The following is a 16,708-nucleotide window of genomic DNA, read 5'->3' on the forward strand; positions in this document are numbered from 1 at the left end:
CAAAGCATACCGGCAACCGCCACGCCCCGGCACGACCGTCATACCCGTTCCATCGCGGCCGACTGCGCGTTCAGATAGTGCAGGCCATGCTCGGCCCGCTCGATCGCACGCAGCACCAGCGCCAGATCGGCGTCGTTCGCAATCGGGTTGATGTGGCTGGTGTTGATGATCACCACGGGTGCGGCCGTGTAGTCGTAGAACAGCCGCGCATAGCGTTCGCCCAGGGCATCCAGATACTCGGCACGGATCGCACGTTCGGCCGGACGCCCGCGGCGCGCGATGCGCTCAAGCAACACCGGCGCCGACGCCTGGAGATACAGCACGACATCCGGACGCGGCGGATCGATCGCCAGATGACGCTGCACCTGTTCGTACAGTGCAAACTCGGCCCGGTCCAGCGTGATCTCGGCGAACAGCCGATCTTTCTCGATCATGAAGTCGGCGACCAGCGCCTGCCGGAACAGATCGCCCTGGCGCAGTTCGCGCAGCTGCTGTTCGCGTTGCAGGAGAAAATGCAGCTGGGTCGCAAGCGCCGCCTCGCGCGGTGCGCGATAGAAACGATCGAGGAAGGGATTGTCCGCCGGGCGCTCGAGCAGCAGCTGCGCACCGAGCGTCTCGGCCAGCCGCGTGGCCAGCGTGGTCTTGCCGACGCCGATCGGCCCCTCGATCGCGATGAAACGCCGTGTTTCGCGGCTCATGGAGCGACACGCCGCAGATCATGACGCTCGTCGAGCGCAGCCAGCAGCGCAACGGCCGGGCCGCGACCGGGAATCACGATGTCCGGCGCGAGATCCAGCAACGGTTGCAGCACGAAATCACGACGGTGCATCTGCGGGTGGGGCAGCGTGAGCTTCGGGTCCGACGCGACTCGTGCGCCGAACAACAGCAGGTCTAGGTCCAGCACACGTGGTCCCCAGCGCGTCCCGGCCCGGCGATCGCGCCCCGCCGCGCGCTCGATCGCAAACAGGGCATCGAGCAGCGCGGCCGGCTCGAGCGCGGTATCCAGTGCCGCGACGGCGTTCAGGTAGTCCGGCTGATCCGGCGGCCCTAGCGGCGCACTCCGGTAGACCGGCGAGCGCGCGACCAGCGTAGTCCGTTCCGTGCCGGCGAGCGCATTAAAGGCCTGCCCGATCCGGGTGGCCGGGTCGCCGAGATTGGCGCCGAGCCCCACATAGGCCCGGGTCACGACCCGGATTCGGCTGCCGGTTTGCGCCGGCGCCGGCGCCGGCGGTTGCGGCGTTTCGGTCCGTCGGCCTCGATTGGCGCCGGCTCGGCACGCCCCTCTGCAAGGTCCGTCCACCACTCGGCCAGTGCCGGCTCAACCTCGCCGGATTCCGCGCGCAGCAGCAGGAAATCATAGGCTGCGCGAAATCGCGGATGCGTCAGAAACCGCTTCGCCCGATTGCCGTTGCGTTGCTCGAAGCGCGGTTGCAGACGCCAGATCTCGCGAATGACGCTCGTGAAACGGCGTGGAATGCTCACACGCGCGGCCTGCCCGTCGAGCACCGCATCGGCCGCGCGATCGATCACCTCGGCCGGCACGGCCTCGCTGGTCATTTCGCGCTCGGCGCGCAGTCGAACCGGTTCCCACAGCAGCGTGGCAAACAGAAACGCCGGCGTAACGGGGCGGCCATCGGCGATGCGCACATCAGTATTTTCCATCGCGCGCGCAACGAAGGTGATCGGAAAGTGCTGGACCTCCTGCGCGAGCGCGGATTCGGTCGCCGGAAACAGCTGGCCGAACAGCCGGAAGTGGCGAATCTGTTCGAACGACTGCAAAGCATGGCCAGTCATGAACAGCTTCAGCACTTCATCGAACAACCGCGCCGGCGGGATATCGCCGAGCAGGCCGCCAAGCTGCCAGATCAGCTCCTCAGTGTGCTTCTCCAGCGTGAAACCGAGCTTCGCCGCGAAACGTGCCGCGCGCAGCATGCGCACCGGGTCTTCGCGGTATCGACGTTCCGGATCGCCGATCAGCCGGATCACGCCGGCATCCAGATCGGCCCGGCCGCCGACGAAATCCAGCACCGAGAAGTCGTCGATGTTGTAGTAGAGCGCGTTGACCGTGAAGTCGCGCCGCCAGGCGTCCTCCTCGATCGTGCCGTAGACGTTGTCGCGCAGCAGGCGACCGTCGCCGTCCACGGTCATGCCGTCGTGGTCTTCATCCGGGTCGCTGCCCTTACGGAAGGTCGCAACCTCGACGATGTCGCGCCCGTAGCGCACATGGGCCAACCGGAACCGACGGCCGATCAACCGGGCATTGCGAAACAGCTCCGCGACCTGCTCCGGGCGGGCGTCGGTCGCAACGTCGAAGTCCTTCGGCTCACGCCCGAGCAGCAGATCGCGAACCCCGCCGCCGACGAGATGGGCCTGGAACCCGGACTTGTGCAGCCGGTAGAGGACCTTCAGCGCGCTTTCGCTGATCAGGCTGCGCGAGATCGTGTGCGCGGACCGCGGGATGACGGCAGGGGCGGAATGAATGGCGGTGGTTCCTGCTTTGAAGCGGGTTCCGCCGGCCGTGGGCCCCATGCCTGACACGGCACGATTGAGTGGCGGAACGATCCGTTTATAATACCATCGCCTGCCAGCCCGGCACCTCGCCGCTCCCTTCGTCTAGAGGCCCAGGACGCCGCCCTCTCACGGCGGTAACAGGGGTTCGAATCCCCTAGGGAGCGCCATTTCCGACTTCCCCGGTACGGCGCAATCAGCCGTTCGCCCCGTTACTTCGGCGGTACGGTGGCCGGTCGGGCGGGCGCGGCGCCTAGCTGGGAATTTCCTCGACTTCCAGCCGCGGAATCGACGGGCGCCCGCGCCTGGAATGCCCCACGTTGCACTTGAGCTTCGCCTCGATCCGCTCGCGGAAATGATCGTTGCCGAGCGGCGTGCCCGTGCGCCAAGCCGCGCGAATCTGCTCGAGAGCGCCCGGTTCGACATGCGCCTTGAACAGCGCCTTGTACGCCTCGAGCCGTGCCGGGCGGGTCCGCGCCAGGTTCAGATACAGCGCATGAGCAGTGACCAGATCGTCGGCCTTGCCCTGCGCATTCGCCCGATAACTGCTCCACCGGTAGCCCGCCGGTGAGCGGACCATGTCCGCCCGGACCGGATTGAGCTCGATGTAGCGCATGCAGGCCAACAGATACTCCTCGTCGTGGATCAGGCTGGCCTTGTAGCGCCCCTCCCAGATCGAGCCGCTGGTGCCATACAGGTGATTGACGTACGGCACATAGCGCCGGCCGACGTACTGCATCATGCGGCTGATGCCGTCTTTCTCGGCTGGTGTGACCAACACATGAATGTGATTGGTCATCAGAACGTAGGCGTGGATCGCACAGCCATAGCGCACGGCCGCCTCGCCAAGCCAGCCGAGATAGGCCGCGTAGTCGGAATCCTCGAAGAACACCGGCTCGCGACTGTGGCCACGCTGGACGACATGGACCGGCACTCCAGGTAGATAAAAACGTGGTTTTCGTGGCATTTACCCACCCCCTTCGCAGCAGAAGGGGGATCGTAACACCTGCGGCAGGCCAAATAAAGGGCTCTGACCCCTTTTTATAGGGCTCTGCCCCCTTTTTATAGTGGAACATTCATTGTATCAACCAGCAGCGGTTTAAGCCTTTTTTGTTCCCCTTTTGTGGGACAGCAGTGGCTCTGCCCCTTAAATTCAGTGTTGCACTTGATTCTTGAATCTAAGCTGACCCCTATATTTTTAATTGTTAAATTGACCAAAGGAAGCATGTATAAAATTAGGAATAGTGTAGTTGGCAGTGGAACAGATTGCGTGATATCGATTGTAAGGATCGGTACGAACGGATTCGTGCCGCCAGTGCCGCCGCCCATTCGAAAATCGTTATCCATGGCGCCGCCGAAAACAAAAGAACCACCCAGGCTATTGTATATCGCGGAAATACCTTCTGAATTAAAGGTGATTTCTCTAAATGAATAGCTCGCATAGTCGGGTATCAAAACTGACCCGTAATTTACACCTGTACCCAAGTCATTGAATATAGAAACATCAGTAGTGGAGTCGCCAAGAAGGGCTGGGAGAGCCGTATTCACATCGTAAATTGAAAAGAATCCGTTGGTGGAAGGGTGGGTGCCGTTGTCAGTGTTTCCCACATAAAAACGAAATACTGCTGAATTCACATTGCCGGATAGACCGGATAGATCAAATGTGAAGAAGTTATGCCACTCTGTAAACGCTGTACTGCCGTAATAAAAACCTGCGGAGTAGTTCTCATTGGTGCTTACATGTTGGCCTTCATCAGAGTACCAACCTCTATCTGATGGATTGAAAATAAAAGGAAGTGCGAGACACCTGATTGGCATCAATAGAGATACAAGGATTTAAGGAGTCAGAGCCCTTTTCAAGAGATCGACGCCGGGCACAGGGTCCAAAAAGGCCGGATGCACGATCCCCCGCCCGACCGGCTGCACCGGGCGGATCGCTTGGAGTCTGGCGACATCGGACAGACGCATGATCCCTGCTCCCGCGTTGAAACCCGTTCATTTCCCACTCCAGAAGGCTAGAACACCGGGAGGCCACTGACAAGGCGGCCGCAGGCCTGCCCTGGCGACCGGATGGGGCAAATGGCCCAGGCTGCCGCAGCGCACAACGCCTGCCGCGATTTTCTGCAAGAATGGGTCCCACGACGGCACTGCGGCAGAGGACCTCGTGATTCATCCGGCACACCGAGCCCCGATCCGGCCCGACCAGCCCCGCCCGGCAGCACGGCGACCAGCCGCAGCGCGACGCGTTCACCTGCCCGCCCCCGGCGGCAGCGGATGCCGGCAAGCCCGATGACCGACCCCACCGACAACCGCTCGATCAAGGCCTGGCTCGTGTTCAAGGGTGAGCGAATTCCGCTGCGCATGTCGTTCAACGTTGGTCGCTCGCAGAAGTGCAAGTTCGTGCTCGAGGACGATCGCGCCTCGCGCGAGCACGCGATGTTCCAGTACGACGACGCCGGCCGCCGCTGGCTGATCATCGATCTGGGCAGCACCAACGGCACCTATCTGAACGAAAACCGCCTCAGCCGGCCGATGCCGCTGAAAGACGGCGACACCGTGCGCATCGGCGACAGCCAGTTCGAGTTCGGCGAGCTGCGCGACGAGACGCTGACCCGCGATGCGTCCAGCATCGCCTCCGATCGCACGGTCATCGCGGTGAACACCACGCCGGTCTGGCTGCTGCTCGCCGACGTGAAGGGCTCGACCCGGCTGATCCAGGAACTGCCCCAAAGCGAAGTCTCGCTGAAATTCCGCATGTGGGGCCGCGAGTGCGAGCGCATCGTCCAAGCCAGCGGCGGCATGGTGAACGAATACATGGGCGACGGCCTCCTGGCGTTCTGGCGCGACGCGCCGGACGCGCCCGGACGCATCGCGACGATGCTGCGCGAGTTCAACGCGCTGGAATCCGAAACCGGCCTGGGTTTTCGCGTGATCTGCCACTACGGCGTCGTGGCGATCGGCGCCGGCATGAGCAGTGGCGTGGAGAAGCTCGCCGGCAAGGACCTGAACTACATCTTCAAGATCGAGAAACCCGCCGGCAAGACCGGAATGAAGGTCAATCTGACCCAGGCCGCCGCCAACCGCCTGGGCGACCAGTTCGAGTGCATGGAGACGGCCGAGACCGAGGTCGCGGGCTTCGCCGACCAGCACAAGATTCTGACCCCCTGCTTCTAGCGCACCCGCCCGCATGCGGCCGACCAGCCGCCCGTGGCCGCCCGTTATAATCGCGCCTTTATTCGCTCCGCCCCTTCCTGACCATGGACAAAAGCTTCGATCCCGCCGCGATCGAGTCCGATCTTTACGGACGCTGGGAACAGGCCGGCGTGTTCGCGCCCAGCGGCGACGGCGCGCCGTACTGCATCATGATCCCGCCGCCCAACGTCACGGGCAGCCTGCACATGGGCCACGCGTTCCAGGACACGATCATGGACGCCCTGACCCGCTACCACCGCATGCGCGGCCGGCGCACGCTCTGGCAGCCGGGGACCGACCATGCCGGGATCGCGACGCAGATGGTCGTCGAGCGCCAGCTGAACGCGACGGGCAAGACCCGCCACGACCTGGGTCGCGAGGTGTTCATCGAGCGCGTCTGGCAGTGGAAGCAGGAGTCCGGCGGGCGCATCACGCGCCAGCTGCGCCGAATGGGTGCCTCGGTCGACTGGTCGCGCGAGCGCTTCACCATGGACGAGGGCCTGTCGGCCGCCGTGCGCGAGGTGTTCGTGCGCCTGTACGAGGAGGGTCTGATCTATCGCGGCCAGCGCCTCGTGAACTGGGACCCGGTACTGCACACGGCGGTCAGCGATCTGGAGGTCGAGAACGTCGAGGACAATGGCTACCTCTGGCACCTGCGCTATCCGCTCGCGGACGGCAGCGGGCAGCTGGTCGTCGCCACGACCCGGCCGGAAACCATGCTCGGCGACACCGCCGTGGCGGTGCACCCCGAGGACGAACGCTATCAGGCGCTGATCGGCCGCGAAGTCGAACTGCCGCTGACCGGCCGGCGCATTCCGGTGATCGCCGACACCTATGTCGATCCGACCTTCGGCTCGGGCTGCGTGAAAATCACGCCCGCGCACGACTTCAACGACTACGCCGTCGGCGAGCGCCACGGCCTGCCGCTGATCAACGTGCTGGATCGCAACGCGGCCATCAACGACAACGCACCCGAGGCCTACCGCGGGCTGGATCGCTACGAGGCACGCAGGCGCATCATCGCGGATCTCGAAACCGTCGGCCTGATCGAGCGCATTGAAGCGCACCGTCACGTCGTGCCGCGCGGCGACCGCTCGGGTGCCGTGCTGGAACCGTGGCTGACCGACCAATGGTTCGTGCGTGCCGGCCCGCTCGCCGAGACCGCGATCCGCGCGGTCGAGAACGGCCGCATCCGCTTTGTGCCCGAGAACTGGACCAAGACCTACTACGAATGGATGCGCAACATCCAGGACTGGTGCATCTCGCGGCAGATCTGGTGGGGACACCGCATCCCGGCCTGGTACGACGAGGCGGGCAATGTCTATGTCGGACGTAGTGAAGTCGAGGTCCGCGAACGCCACGCACTGGGCGATCGCCCGCTGCGCCAGGACGACGACGTGCTGGACACCTGGTTCTCCTCGGCGCTGTGGCCGTTCTCCACACTCGGCTGGCCGGAAAACACCGAGGCGCTGCGCAGTTTCTACCCGACCAGCGTGCTGGTCACGGGCTTCGACATCATCTTTTTCTGGGTTGCCCGGATGATCATGATGGGCCTGAAGTTCATGGACGACGTGCCGTTTCGCGAGGTCTACATCCACGGGCTGGTGCGCGACGCGCACGGCCAGAAGATGTCGAAGTCCAAGGGCAATGTGCTCGATCCGATCGACCTGATCGACGGCATCGACCTCGAAACGCTGGTTGAAAAACGCATCGCTGGACTGATGCAGCCACAAATGGCCGCAACCATTGAACGTCATACCCGCGAGGACTTTCCGCAGGGCATCAAGGGCTACGGCACCGACGCACTGCGCTTCACGTTCGCGGCGCTGGCCAGCACCGGGCGCGACATCAACTTTGATGTCGGCCGCATTGAAGGCTATCGCAACTTTTGCAACAAGCTGTGGAACGCCGCGCGCTATGTGCTGATGCGCTGCGAGGACGGTGCGGACATCACGCCGCACACCGACCGGCTTACGCTCGCCGACCGCTGGATTCGTTCACGGCTCGCCGGCACCGTGCGCATCGTCAATGACGCAATCGGCAGTTACCGGTTCGATCTCGCCGCGAACGCGCTGCACGACTTTGTCTGGCATGCCTACTGCGACTGGTATCTGGAACTGACCAAGCCCGTGCTGAACGACGCGAGCGATTTGCAGATGGCGGCCACGACACGTCACACCCTGCTCGACGTGCTCGAAAACACCCTGCGTCTGCTGCATCCGATCATGCCGTTCATCACGGAGGCCGTCTGGCGACCCGTTGCGGATCGCCTCGGCGTCGCGGGCGAGACGATCATGCTCGCGCCCTACCCTGAATCCGACGCCATCGTCGCGGACCCCGCGGCCGAGCAGGAAATGACCTGGCTGCAGAGCTTCGTGCTGGGCGTGCGGCGCATCCGTGCGGAAATGGACATCGCGCCAGGCAAGCCATTGCCGGTGCTGGTACAGGGCGGCAACGATGAAGAACGGGACTGGTTCGAACGCAATGCGGGTCTGATTTCCGCACTCGCACGCATCGAGTCCGCAAGCCGTCTGGCCGATGGCGAAACCGGCCCGGAGAGCGCGACCGCCATTGCCGGCGGCACAACGATTCTGATTCCGCTGGCAGGGCTCATCGACAAGGATGCCGAACTCGCCCGGCTCGACAAGGAACTCGGCAAGCTGTCCGCGCAGATCGAACAGATCGAGCGCAAGCTGTCGAATGCCAGCTTCGTCGAGCGTGCGCCTGCGGAAGTCGTCGCCAAGGAACGCGCCCGCGCCGACGGCCTTCGCGATGCCATCGCGAACTTCAGCGCGCAGCGCGAACGCATCGCCAGACTTTAGGCTCCATCGTGCGCATCAGTGTCTGGCTGACGACCTACAACTCCGAGCGCTACATAGCCGCGGCGATCGACAGCGTCCTCGCGCAAACGCGACCGGCCAGCGAGATCGTCATCTGTGACGACGGATCGAGCGATGGAACGCGCGAGCTTCTGACCGCCTACGCGAACCGGCATCCGGGCCTGTTCCGCATCGAGTTCAACGAACGCAACCTCGGCATCACGCCGAACAAGACCAAGGTCGCCGGGCTGTGCACGGGCGACCTCGTCACCTGGCTGGATGCCGACGACCGGTTTCTGCCACGCAAGCTTGAGCTTGAATCCGATGCGCTGCTCACGCATTCCGACGCCGGATTCGCATTTTCGAATGTCCGGCTTGTGGATTCCGATGGCACCCCGCTGAGCGAGTGGGATTTTTCCAGGGCCTTCGGGGCCGGCGGCCCCGTTCCACGCGATACGCTCGTCGGCGCACTCCTGCGACCGTCACGATTCACCGCACACCTTCGCAACGAACTCGTACACCGTTGCCTGATCCCGACGCCCGCGTTCGATCCGAGGATCCGGCTCTGGCAGGACTGGGATGCGCGCGTATCACTGGCGATTGAACATCCGGGCATCTACGTGCCAGAAACCCTGCAGGAATATCGCCGAACCGACGAATCATGCAGTGTCACCCACACCGTCGCCAGCCTGGAAGACATGGTGTATGCGGCGGAGAAATTTCACGACACGATTGCGGCACTGCCGCCGGATGCCGCAACGAAATCCCGCTGGGACTTCGTGCAGATCTCCCTTCAAAAGTACCGTGAACTCGGACAGGTTTCACGCCGCGACGCAGCCCGCGCCCGCCGAGCGCTCGCCCGGCTTGCCTTCCGTCATCCGAGAATTTTCGCGCATTTTTACTTCAGGCCGTCCTGAATCGGCGGGCTTTCGTGACTTCGCAAATGCAACCGTTTGCGTATTGTCGCAACCCGCCGCAAGACGCCAAAAAAGCACTGCTGTGCTACGTCGCCGATCCACTGGTTTCCAGCGAGTTTGGCGATTGGCATCTACACCCAAACCGTCGCAACGCAGTGACGATCGCTACAACGATTACGGAGCTGGGGTATTCTCTGGATGTGATTGATTGCGAGAGCACGCTGGATTTCGACGCATCCGACTATTCCCTGATCGTTGGCCAGGGCCCGGCATTTACAACGGCCCTCAAGTCAGCCGCCAACGAGGCCGTGAAGGTTCTATTGGGCACGGAACTCCCACCGGGATTCGTCCGCCGCGCACTGCATGCACGACTGAATCGGCTTCATTCCGGTCGCGGCGGTGACTACACCGAGCAGCGTCCGGAATTTCTGACCGACACCATGATCGATGCCTCCGATCTGGTTCTGTGCATGGACTCAGCCTTCGCTCAACAGATCTGGCGCCAGCGGGCTGACGCCGTGACGAGGCTCGCGCCCGGCTGTCTGAACGACATTCCGACGATTCGTTTCCGCAACCCGTTTACCGCGAGACGACGGTTCCTCTGGATGGCCGGCACCGGGCTAGTCTACAAGGGGCTCGACCTCGCGCTCGAGGTCTTCTCTTCGCGACCCGACCTGGAACTGCACATCTTCGGCCGAGTCAGGGCGAACCCGGAATTTTGTGACATGTACCGGCGGGAACTGTTCGAGACACCGAATATTTCGCTTCATGGATTCGTCGATGTACGCACAGCGAAGTACCGCTCCATCGCACGACGCTGCGCGTGGAACCTGGTGCTGTCCTGCGCGGAAGGCGGAGGCGACAGCGTATGGACCCCCATGCGTTCGGGGCTGCTGCCAGTCCATCTGCGCAGCGCGGCCATCGACGCAGACGGTTTCGGCGTCATAATCGAGACTGATTCGATCGAGGCCATTTCAGCGGCGGTGGATCGTAGCGCGGCAATCAGTCCGGCCGAGTGGTATCGACAGTATCGGCGTCTTCAATCGACGATGCGGCGCCGGTTCACATCGCAAAGGCTGCAACTCTCATTGACCGAGGCATTGACAAGCATCGACCGGCATCGAATGTTGGTGGCCCAGTGAGCAACCCGCCGCCATCGATCTCCGTCATCATCCCGTGCTTCAACATGGCGGCCTATCTGGGCGCCACGCTCGAGTCGGTAGTGCGCAATGACTTTCCGGGCCTGGAACTGATCGTTGTGGACGGCGGCTCTGCCGATGGGTCGGTCGACATCATCAGGCGCTACGAACAGCACATCAGCTGGTGGTGTTCCGAGCCGGACGACGGCCAGTACGCGGCGCTGAACAAGGGCTTCGAACACGCCACCGGCGAGATCCTGGCCTGGCTCGGCGCCGATGATCTGTATTTCCCGTGGACACTCGCCACGGTCGGCTCCCTGATGAAATCGTTCCCAAAGGTGGACTGGCTGACATCACGGTTTCCGGTCCTGTTCAACGCCGATGGCGTGGCGATCGAGTCATCGCGCGCCACGCCGCTCAACCCGGTCGCGTTCTATCGCGGCCATAACCTGCCGATCGGAATGCACCACAGGGGCGGAGGCCGCTTTATTCAACAGGAATCGACGTTCTGGAGACGCGGACTGTGGGAGCGCTGTGGAGCTCGGCTGGACGAATCGGTGACGCTGGCCGCGGACTTCGATCTCTGGGCGCGGTTTTTCGAGCATGCCGAATGCTGGTCGGTCGAGGCCCTGCTCGCCGGATTCAGACGCCGGACCGACCAACGCAGCTCGAATCTCGATCTGTATCGCGACGAGGCCACGCGGGTGCTTGCGCGCTACGGCCAGTTTCCTCGTGCGCAGGCAAGCCCGCGCCCCGGTTCGGTTCTGTCCAGGATTCCCGGCATGCCCCTGCGACTGCGCGAACGCTGGGGTGCGGTCTGCGCCGGCCCGGTGCTGCGGTTCCAGCCCAGAACGCAGAGCTGGATTGAAACGATCGAATACTTCCCGACCTGATCGCCCCCCCGGCACCTGCATGCTCATCATGCCTGCCCCGGGAAATGAACCCCCGCTCGATTCTTGTCGTGTCAGGGCGTGGTCTCGCCCAGGCTCTGCAGATACTCACGAAATGGCTCACCAAGCTCGGCGTGATTGAGCGCGAATTCCACGGTGGCCTTGAGATAGCCCAGCTTGTCGCCGCAGTCATAACGGCGACCCTCGAAGCGGTAGGCGAACACCCGCTCGGTTGCGAGCAACCCCGCGATCGCATCGGTTAACTGAATCTCGTTCCCAGTGCCCCGCTCAGTGGTTGCAAGTCGCGCGAAAACGCGGGGCGTGAGTACGTAACGTCCGATCACTGCCAGGTTGGACGGCGCCTTTTCCGGCGCAGGCTTCTCGACGATGCCGCGAATCTCGGACAACCGTCCGTTGCCGGTATCGGTGGCGACAATGCCGTAGCGATGCGTCGCCTCGCGCGGCACCTCTTCGGTCGCGAGAATCGAACAGCCCGTTTTTCCGTACTGCTCGACGAGCTGCGCCATGCAGCCGCGACCGGGATTGGCGACCAGATCGTCGGCGAGGATCACAGCAAACGGTTCGTCGCCGACAACCGGCCGCGCGCATAGCACCGCATCACCGAGCCCACGCGCCTCGGGCTGCCGGATATAGGTGCAGGTGATGCCGTCCGGCACGACGCTGCGCGCCAGTTCCAGCAGACGCTCGTTGCCCCGCGCGGCGAGTTCGGTTTCCAGTTCGTAGGCCTTGTCGAAGTGATCCATGATCGAGTTCTTCGTCCGGCCCGTGATGAAAATCAGGTTTGTGATGCCGGCCTCCACGGCCTCATCAACCGCGTACTGGATCAACGGCCGATCGACGATCGGCAGCATTTCCTTGGGACTCGCCTTGGTGGCGGGCAGAAATCGAGTGCCGAGACCGGCGACCGGAAACACCGCTTTGGTGATGGGTTTGATCATCGTGTTTGAATCAGAAACAAAAAATTCGACTGCAATCCTAACCGTCGCACAGGCCGCCATGCGGCTGCAAATCCGCGCCGGGAATCCTCATGCCGACAGCGGCGCGCGACGATCGATGACCCGGGCAATCGCCAGGTAAAGAACCGCAATGCCGGCCAGCACCATCCATTGCACCTGCGGACCCGCATCGTGCGAAGCGATGCCGAGCACGGCGGACAGCCCCATGAGCCAGAGCGAATGCAGGAACAGGCCGCGTTTGGTGCCGCCCGCAAGCAGCCAGCGCTGGTAGTAGTGATCGCGGTGCGCGCGCAATGGCGAGCGGCCAAGCAGCAGCCGCCGAATCAACGTCACGGTCGCATCCACGACAAAGGGTGAGAAGACGAGCAAGGCGGTCCACACCGGGAACAAACCGCCGCGGTTCGCTTCCAGCGAGAACAGCGCAAACAGTAGGCCAAGCACCGCGGCGCCGCTATCGCCCATGAAGATGCGCGCCGGCGGACGATTCCACCACAGGAACGCCGCCGCGGCGCTCGACACCACCAGCGCCGCGAGCGCGAAGTCCACGGCCCCGCCACGCCAGCCCAGCACGGCATAGGTGCCGAACCCGCTCGCGGCCATCAGGGTTGCGAAGCCGTCGCTGCCGTCCATGAAATTGAACAGGTTGATGGCCCAGGCAACGCCGAGTATGCACAGGGCCTCGGCCAGTAACACTGGCGGCGCCCAGTCGACCCCCGGCAGACCAAGGGCCTGCGGCGCGAGTCCCGCGGCCAGCGCGGCGATGCCCAGGCCGAGGTGCACGAACAGCCGCGTGACCGGCGACAGACCGATGCGGTCGTCGAGCCAGGAGATCGCGGCGAGCACTACCACCATGGCAGCCATCATCAGGCCGTTCCCGACGGGTGCAAACCACTCGCGCATCGCCAGCCAGCCCACGACCATCCCGCCGATGATCGCCACGCCGCCCGAACGCGATACGACCTGCGCATGCAGGGAGCGCGCGTTCGGGGCATCCGGAAGGTAAAGCCGCGAGGACGGGTCTGCGCAATGGCGCGCGAGCCACAGGGTGACGATCGCTGTCACGATCGGTGCGATCCACACCGCGGCCTGCGCGCCGGTCATGCCACGTACAACCCGCGGCTATAGTCTCGTGATTGTGGCGCTTTCGCGGGTCGGGCGTGCAATCACGCCGCGGGCCTCGAGCAGTTCAAGAAGTTCCGCGACCGTTTCGTCCAATGATGAATCGCCGGTATCCACGCTCAGTTCCGGGGTTTCCGGTTCTTCATACGGCGAGGAAATGCCGGTGAAGTGCGCAATCTCGCCGGCGCGCGCGCGCGCGTACAACCCCTTGACGTCGCGCTGCTCGCAGATCTCCAGCGAACAGCGGCAATAGACCTCGTAGAAGTCGCCATGCGCGAACATCGAACGCACGCGCTGACGATCGGCACGAAACGGTGATATGAAGGCCGTGATGGCAACGATGCCGGCGTCCACGAACAGCTTGGTCATCTCGCCGATGCGGCGGATGTTCTCGCTGCGATCGTCCTCGGAAAAGCCCAGATCGCTGCACAGGCCGTGACGCACGTTATCGCCATCGAACACATAGGTGCGGCAGCCGCGGCGGAACAACGTCTCCTCCAGTGCATGCGCAACCGTGGATTTGCCGGCCCCCGAAAGGCCCGTGAGCCAGACGACGGCGCCACGATGCCCATTTGCACGCTCGCGGCGCGTGCGGGTGACCGTGGCGTGGTGCCAGACGAGGTTGTTGTCGCTCATGCGGAGATTGTACCGCAGCGCGATTGCGGCCCCAGCGACGCATGGAGCAGGTGGGATGTTCGGGCGGGCCGGGCGTTCCCGCGCTCGTCGGACGCGCTGACGCGTCGGGCTCAGAGGCCCATGGGCCGCGCGGCACGTCCGTGTGCCGCTGGCGACTCAAACTCCGGCAAACATTCCCTTGCCGTAGCGCAGCGCCTATTGAGCGCTCTTGACCAGGATGTCGACGCGATTGCGTTCGACCGTCGCCGGCCCGATGCCCTTGACCCGGGTCAGATCGTCGGCCGAGGCGAACGGTCCGTTCGCCTGACGATCAGCCACGATGGCCGCAGCCTTGCTCGGCCCGACGCCGATCAGGGACTGATCGAGTTCGTCCGCGGCCGCGGTGTTGATGTTGACCGGCGCCGCAAAAGCCTGCCCGCCCAGCGCCAGACCGAGACCTGCAATCATTGCAACCATGAACTTCTTCATCACGAATTACTCCTGTGCCATTGAATCGAACCAGTGGTTCGGAATCGCGCCGCAACGTTCGTTACCGCAGCGCTTGGTGCACAGATTAGCTACGCCGTTCAGGCGTCGGAATCGTCGAGCGATGAAGCGATTGTCAGCAATTGCCGCGCCGGGTCGTCGGCCGCGGTAATCGGTCTTCCAATGACGAGGTAGTCGGCGCCCGCGCGGATCGCCGCGGCCGGTGTCAGGGTGCGGCGCTGATCGTCCGCGCCGGCACCGGCCGGACGGATACCCGGCGTGACGAGCCGGAAGCCCGGCCGGGTCGCCTCGTGGACGAGGCTGATTTCCAGCGGTGAACACACCACACCGTCTAGCCCGCAGTCGTCGGCAAGGCCCGCCAGACGCACGACGTTCTGCGCCGCCGTGCCCGGCAGACCGAGCTGGGCGACATCCTGATCCGAAAGACTGGTCAGAATGGTGACGGCCACCAGCAACGGCCGGCTGGCGCGCGGCGCCAGGGTCGCGACCGCAGCTTCAAGCATGCGCGCGCCGCCGAGCGCGTGCACATTGATCATCCAGACGCCGAGATCGGCAGCCGCCGCGCAGGCACGCGCAACCGTATTGGGAATGTCGTGAAACTTGAGATCGAGGAACACCTCGAACCCGTCCCGGGCCAGCGTTTCGAGCGCACGCGGACCGCAACGGGTGAACAGTTCCTTGCCGACCTTCACGCGGCACAGCGAGGGATCGAGCTGCGCCGCCAGTGCCTGCATGGACTCCAGCGAGTCCACGTCCAGCGCAACGATCAGCCGCGGATCGGGCCGCTCGCGGGTCACGGGGCGGTCAGCCGTTCGAGGAGATCAGCGTCAGGTGCCGCGCGCCCGGGCGCGCCTTCAGCTGCCAGTCGGGCCCCTGCAGCGGCTTGATGGTCGACCACTGTTTGCAGCTCGGGCACTGCCAGTGCAGGCTTCCGGCCGGATAGCCGCAGTTCTCGCAGCGGTAATGCGGCTGCGAGTCCAGCAGCTTTGCGGCGAGTTCGCGGAACAGCCGGAGTGCATCGATCGACGGTGGCAGGCGGCCGTCCAGGCTCATGCTCATGAGCTTGTACAAACCTTCCAGGCTCGGCTGCCGTTGGAGTTTCTCGAGCAGGAACTCGCCGGCGGCAACCACACCGCGCTCGGCGGCGATCAGATCGGCCAGTGCCTCGATGCCGCCGATGCTCGCGCGCCGCTCCAGCATGATCTCCAGATGCCGGCGCCAGTCGTTCATCGCGCCCAGCGCAATGAAGCTGTCGCGCATCGGAATCAGGACTTCGGGCAGATAGCCGCTGTCGATCTCCTCCACGCGGCGGTATTGCTTCAGCGCACCCTTCCAGTCGTTCGCGCGGCGCGCAAGATCGCCCTGCATGATGACCGCGCGCACGCAGTTCTTGTCGGCCGCAAGCGCCTTGTTCAGCAGCGTCTGCGCCTCGCTGCGGTCGCTGCGCGCCAGCGCTTCTTCGGCCAGTTGGCAGTGGAACTGTGCGATGTCCGCCGACCAGTCGTGCGATGCATAGGTCTGCAAGCGCTTGCCGACGTCGATTGCGCGCGTCCAGTCCTTCTCCTGCTGATAGATCATCAGCAGCTGTTCAAGGGCCGACTCGCAGTGCACGCCGGTCTCGACGACTTCCGCGAACAGGCTTTCGGCGCGATCGAACAGGCCCGCGCGCATGTAGTCCAGGCCGAGTTCCAGCAACGCGCCGGCGCGCTGGTCCTTGGACAGGGTCGGTCGGGCGATGAGGTTCTGGTGAATGCGAATCGCACGGTCGACCTCACCGCGGCGCCGGAACAAATGCCCGAGCGCCAGATGGGTCTCGACCGTCTCGCTGTCGACCTCGATCATCCGGATGAAGATGTCGATGGCCTTGTCAGGCTGCTCGTTGAGCAGGTAGTTCAAGCCCTTGAGGTAGTCGCGGCCACAGTCCAGCGACACACCGAGATCGACCCGCCTTGCGGCCGAACGGTGCCCCGACCACCAGCCAACGGCGGCAGCGACCGGGATCAGGAACAGCGCGTATTCGATCAT

General features: G+C 63.9%; 16 protein-coding genes and 1 tRNA gene. 6 read left to right on the top strand and 11 right to left on the bottom strand.

Annotated elements, in window-relative coordinates; all coding sequences use genetic code 11:
* Positions 1–38: 38 nt before the first annotated feature.
* The 3 genes from KDG50_12795 to pcnB are packed head-to-tail and all read right to left on the bottom strand — an operon-like array spanning position 39 to position 2,529.
* A complete protein-coding gene (locus KDG50_12795) occupies positions 39–698 on the bottom strand; it encodes a deoxynucleoside kinase (GenBank protein ID MCB1866295.1) in 660 nt (219 codons plus the stop codon).
* Positions 695–1,186 carry a 2-amino-4-hydroxy-6-hydroxymethyldihydropteridine diphosphokinase gene (gene folK / locus KDG50_12800; protein ID MCB1866296.1) on the bottom strand — a complete coding sequence of 164 codons (492 nt, stop codon included), beginning with the start codon at positions 1,184–1,186 and terminating at the stop codon, positions 695–697. Before folK ends, KDG50_12795 begins: the two co-directional genes overlap by 4 nt.
* On the bottom strand, positions 1,183–2,529 hold the full coding sequence (gene pcnB, locus KDG50_12805) for a polynucleotide adenylyltransferase PcnB (protein MCB1866297.1): 1,347 nt from the start codon (positions 2,527–2,529) through the stop codon (positions 1,183–1,185). The genes folK and pcnB overlap by 4 nt, the downstream gene beginning before the upstream one ends.
* A 73-nt stretch (positions 2,530–2,602) precedes the next feature.
* On the opposite strand from pcnB, the gene KDG50_12810 reads away from it, so the two are divergent.
* Positions 2,603–2,678, top strand: a tRNA-Glu gene (locus tag KDG50_12810).
* Positions 2,679–2,761: 83 nt separating this feature from the next.
* Here the strand turns inward: KDG50_12810 and KDG50_12815 are convergent.
* Positions 2,762–3,475 carry a transposase gene (locus KDG50_12815; protein MCB1866298.1) on the bottom strand — a complete coding sequence of 238 codons (714 nt, stop codon included), beginning with the start codon at positions 3,473–3,475 and terminating at the stop codon, positions 2,762–2,764.
* A 95-nt stretch (positions 3,476–3,570) separates the two neighbouring features.
* A complete protein-coding gene (locus tag KDG50_12820; protein ID MCB1866299.1) occupies positions 3,571–4,326 on the bottom strand; it encodes a hypothetical protein in 756 nt (251 codons plus the stop codon).
* A gap of 471 nt (positions 4,327–4,797) precedes the next feature.
* Between KDG50_12820 and KDG50_12825 the strand changes: the two genes are divergently transcribed.
* The 5 genes from KDG50_12825 to KDG50_12845 all read left to right on the top strand — a co-directional run bounded on the left by KDG50_12825 (position 4,798) and on the right by KDG50_12845 (position 11,468).
* Entirely contained in the window at positions 4,798–5,682 is an 885-nt protein-coding gene (locus KDG50_12825) for an FHA domain-containing protein (protein ID MCB1866300.1), read from the top strand.
* Positions 5,683–5,765: 83 nt separating this feature from the next.
* Positions 5,766–8,522 carry a valine--tRNA ligase gene (locus KDG50_12830; GenBank protein MCB1866301.1) on the top strand — a complete coding sequence of 919 codons (2,757 nt, stop codon included), beginning with the start codon at positions 5,766–5,768 and terminating at the stop codon, positions 8,520–8,522.
* Positions 8,523–8,530: 8 nt separating this feature from the next.
* Positions 8,531–9,436, top strand: a complete 906-nt coding sequence (locus KDG50_12835) for a glycosyltransferase (protein ID MCB1866302.1) — start codon at positions 8,531–8,533, stop codon at positions 9,434–9,436.
* Positions 9,437–9,462: 26 nt separating this feature from the next.
* Positions 9,463–10,578 carry a glycosyltransferase gene (locus KDG50_12840; GenBank protein MCB1866303.1) on the top strand — a complete coding sequence of 372 codons (1,116 nt, stop codon included), beginning with the start codon at positions 9,463–9,465 and terminating at the stop codon, positions 10,576–10,578.
* Positions 10,575–11,468, top strand: a complete 894-nt coding sequence (locus KDG50_12845) for a glycosyltransferase (protein ID MCB1866304.1) — start codon at positions 10,575–10,577, stop codon at positions 11,466–11,468. The genes KDG50_12840 and KDG50_12845 overlap by 4 nt, the downstream gene beginning before the upstream one ends.
* Positions 11,469–11,539: 71 nt before the next feature.
* On the opposite strand, the gene galU is transcribed toward KDG50_12845, so the two are convergent.
* The 6 genes from galU to lapB form a co-directional block, all read right to left on the bottom strand.
* Entirely contained in the window at positions 11,540–12,424 is an 885-nt protein-coding gene (gene galU / locus KDG50_12850; protein ID MCB1866305.1) for a UTP--glucose-1-phosphate uridylyltransferase GalU, read from the bottom strand.
* A gap of 87 nt (positions 12,425–12,511) precedes the next feature.
* The gene (locus tag KDG50_12855; protein ID MCB1866306.1) at positions 12,512–13,543 is read right to left on the bottom strand and encodes a hypothetical protein; all 1,032 of its coding nucleotides are present in this window, start codon (positions 13,541–13,543) and stop codon (positions 12,512–12,514) included.
* Between the two features lie 18 nt (positions 13,544–13,561).
* Positions 13,562–14,197: an adenylyl-sulfate kinase gene (gene cysC, locus KDG50_12860; protein ID MCB1866307.1), complete on the bottom strand. Its 636-nt coding sequence runs from the start codon at positions 14,195–14,197 to the stop codon at positions 13,562–13,564.
* 195 nt (positions 14,198–14,392) lie between these two features.
* Positions 14,393–14,665 carry a helix-hairpin-helix domain-containing protein gene (locus KDG50_12865; GenBank protein MCB1866308.1) on the bottom strand — a complete coding sequence of 91 codons (273 nt, stop codon included), beginning with the start codon at positions 14,663–14,665 and terminating at the stop codon, positions 14,393–14,395.
* Between the two features lie 98 nt (positions 14,666–14,763).
* Positions 14,764–15,480, bottom strand: coding sequence for an orotidine-5'-phosphate decarboxylase (gene pyrF / locus KDG50_12870; GenBank protein MCB1866309.1), 717 nt, complete (start codon positions 15,478–15,480; stop codon positions 14,764–14,766).
* Between the two features lie 7 nt (positions 15,481–15,487).
* Positions 15,488–16,708, bottom strand: coding sequence for a lipopolysaccharide assembly protein LapB (lapB, locus tag KDG50_12875; protein MCB1866310.1), 1,221 nt, complete (start codon positions 16,706–16,708; stop codon positions 15,488–15,490).

It is taken from the genome of Chromatiales bacterium (assembly GCA_020445605.1).
Taxonomy (GTDB): domain Bacteria; phylum Pseudomonadota; class Gammaproteobacteria; order JAGRGH01; family JAGRGH01; genus JAGRGH01.

What these genes read in the sequence shown, in the direction of transcription:
- KDG50_12830 (MCB1866301.1), top strand. Translation starts at nt 5,766, where the DNA reads ATGGACAAAAGCTTCGATCCCGCCGCGATCGAGTCCGATCTTTACGGA.
- KDG50_12825 (MCB1866300.1), top strand. Translation starts at nt 4,798, where the DNA reads ATGACCGACCCCACCGACAACCGCTCGATCAAGGCCTGGCTCGTGTTC.
- KDG50_12795 (MCB1866295.1), bottom strand. Translation starts at nt 698, where the DNA reads ATGAGCCGCGAAACACGGCGTTTCATCGCGATCGAGGGGCCGATCGGC.
- pcnB (MCB1866297.1), bottom strand. Translation starts at nt 2,529, where the DNA reads ATGGGGCCCACGGCCGGCGGAACCCGCTTCAAAGCAGGAACCACCGCC.
- cysC (MCB1866307.1), bottom strand. Translation starts at nt 14,197, where the DNA reads ATGAGCGACAACAACCTCGTCTGGCACCACGCCACGGTCACCCGCACG.
- KDG50_12820 (MCB1866299.1), bottom strand. Translation starts at nt 4,326, where the DNA reads ATGCCAATCAGGTGTCTCGCACTTCCTTTTATTTTCAATCCATCAGAT.
- KDG50_12865 (MCB1866308.1), bottom strand. Translation starts at nt 14,665, where the DNA reads ATGAAGAAGTTCATGGTTGCAATGATTGCAGGTCTCGGTCTGGCGCTG.
- galU (MCB1866305.1), bottom strand. Translation starts at nt 12,424, where the DNA reads ATGATCAAACCCATCACCAAAGCGGTGTTTCCGGTCGCCGGTCTCGGC.
- KDG50_12855 (MCB1866306.1), bottom strand. Translation starts at nt 13,543, where the DNA reads ATGACCGGCGCGCAGGCCGCGGTGTGGATCGCACCGATCGTGACAGCG.
- KDG50_12840 (MCB1866303.1), top strand. Translation starts at nt 9,463, where the DNA reads ATGCAACCGTTTGCGTATTGTCGCAACCCGCCGCAAGACGCCAAAAAA.
- lapB (MCB1866310.1), bottom strand. Translation starts at nt 16,708, where the DNA reads ATGATCGAATACGCGCTGTTCCTGATCCCGGTCGCTGCCGCCGTTGGC.
- KDG50_12815 (MCB1866298.1), bottom strand. Translation starts at nt 3,475, where the DNA reads ATGCCACGAAAACCACGTTTTTATCTACCTGGAGTGCCGGTCCATGTC.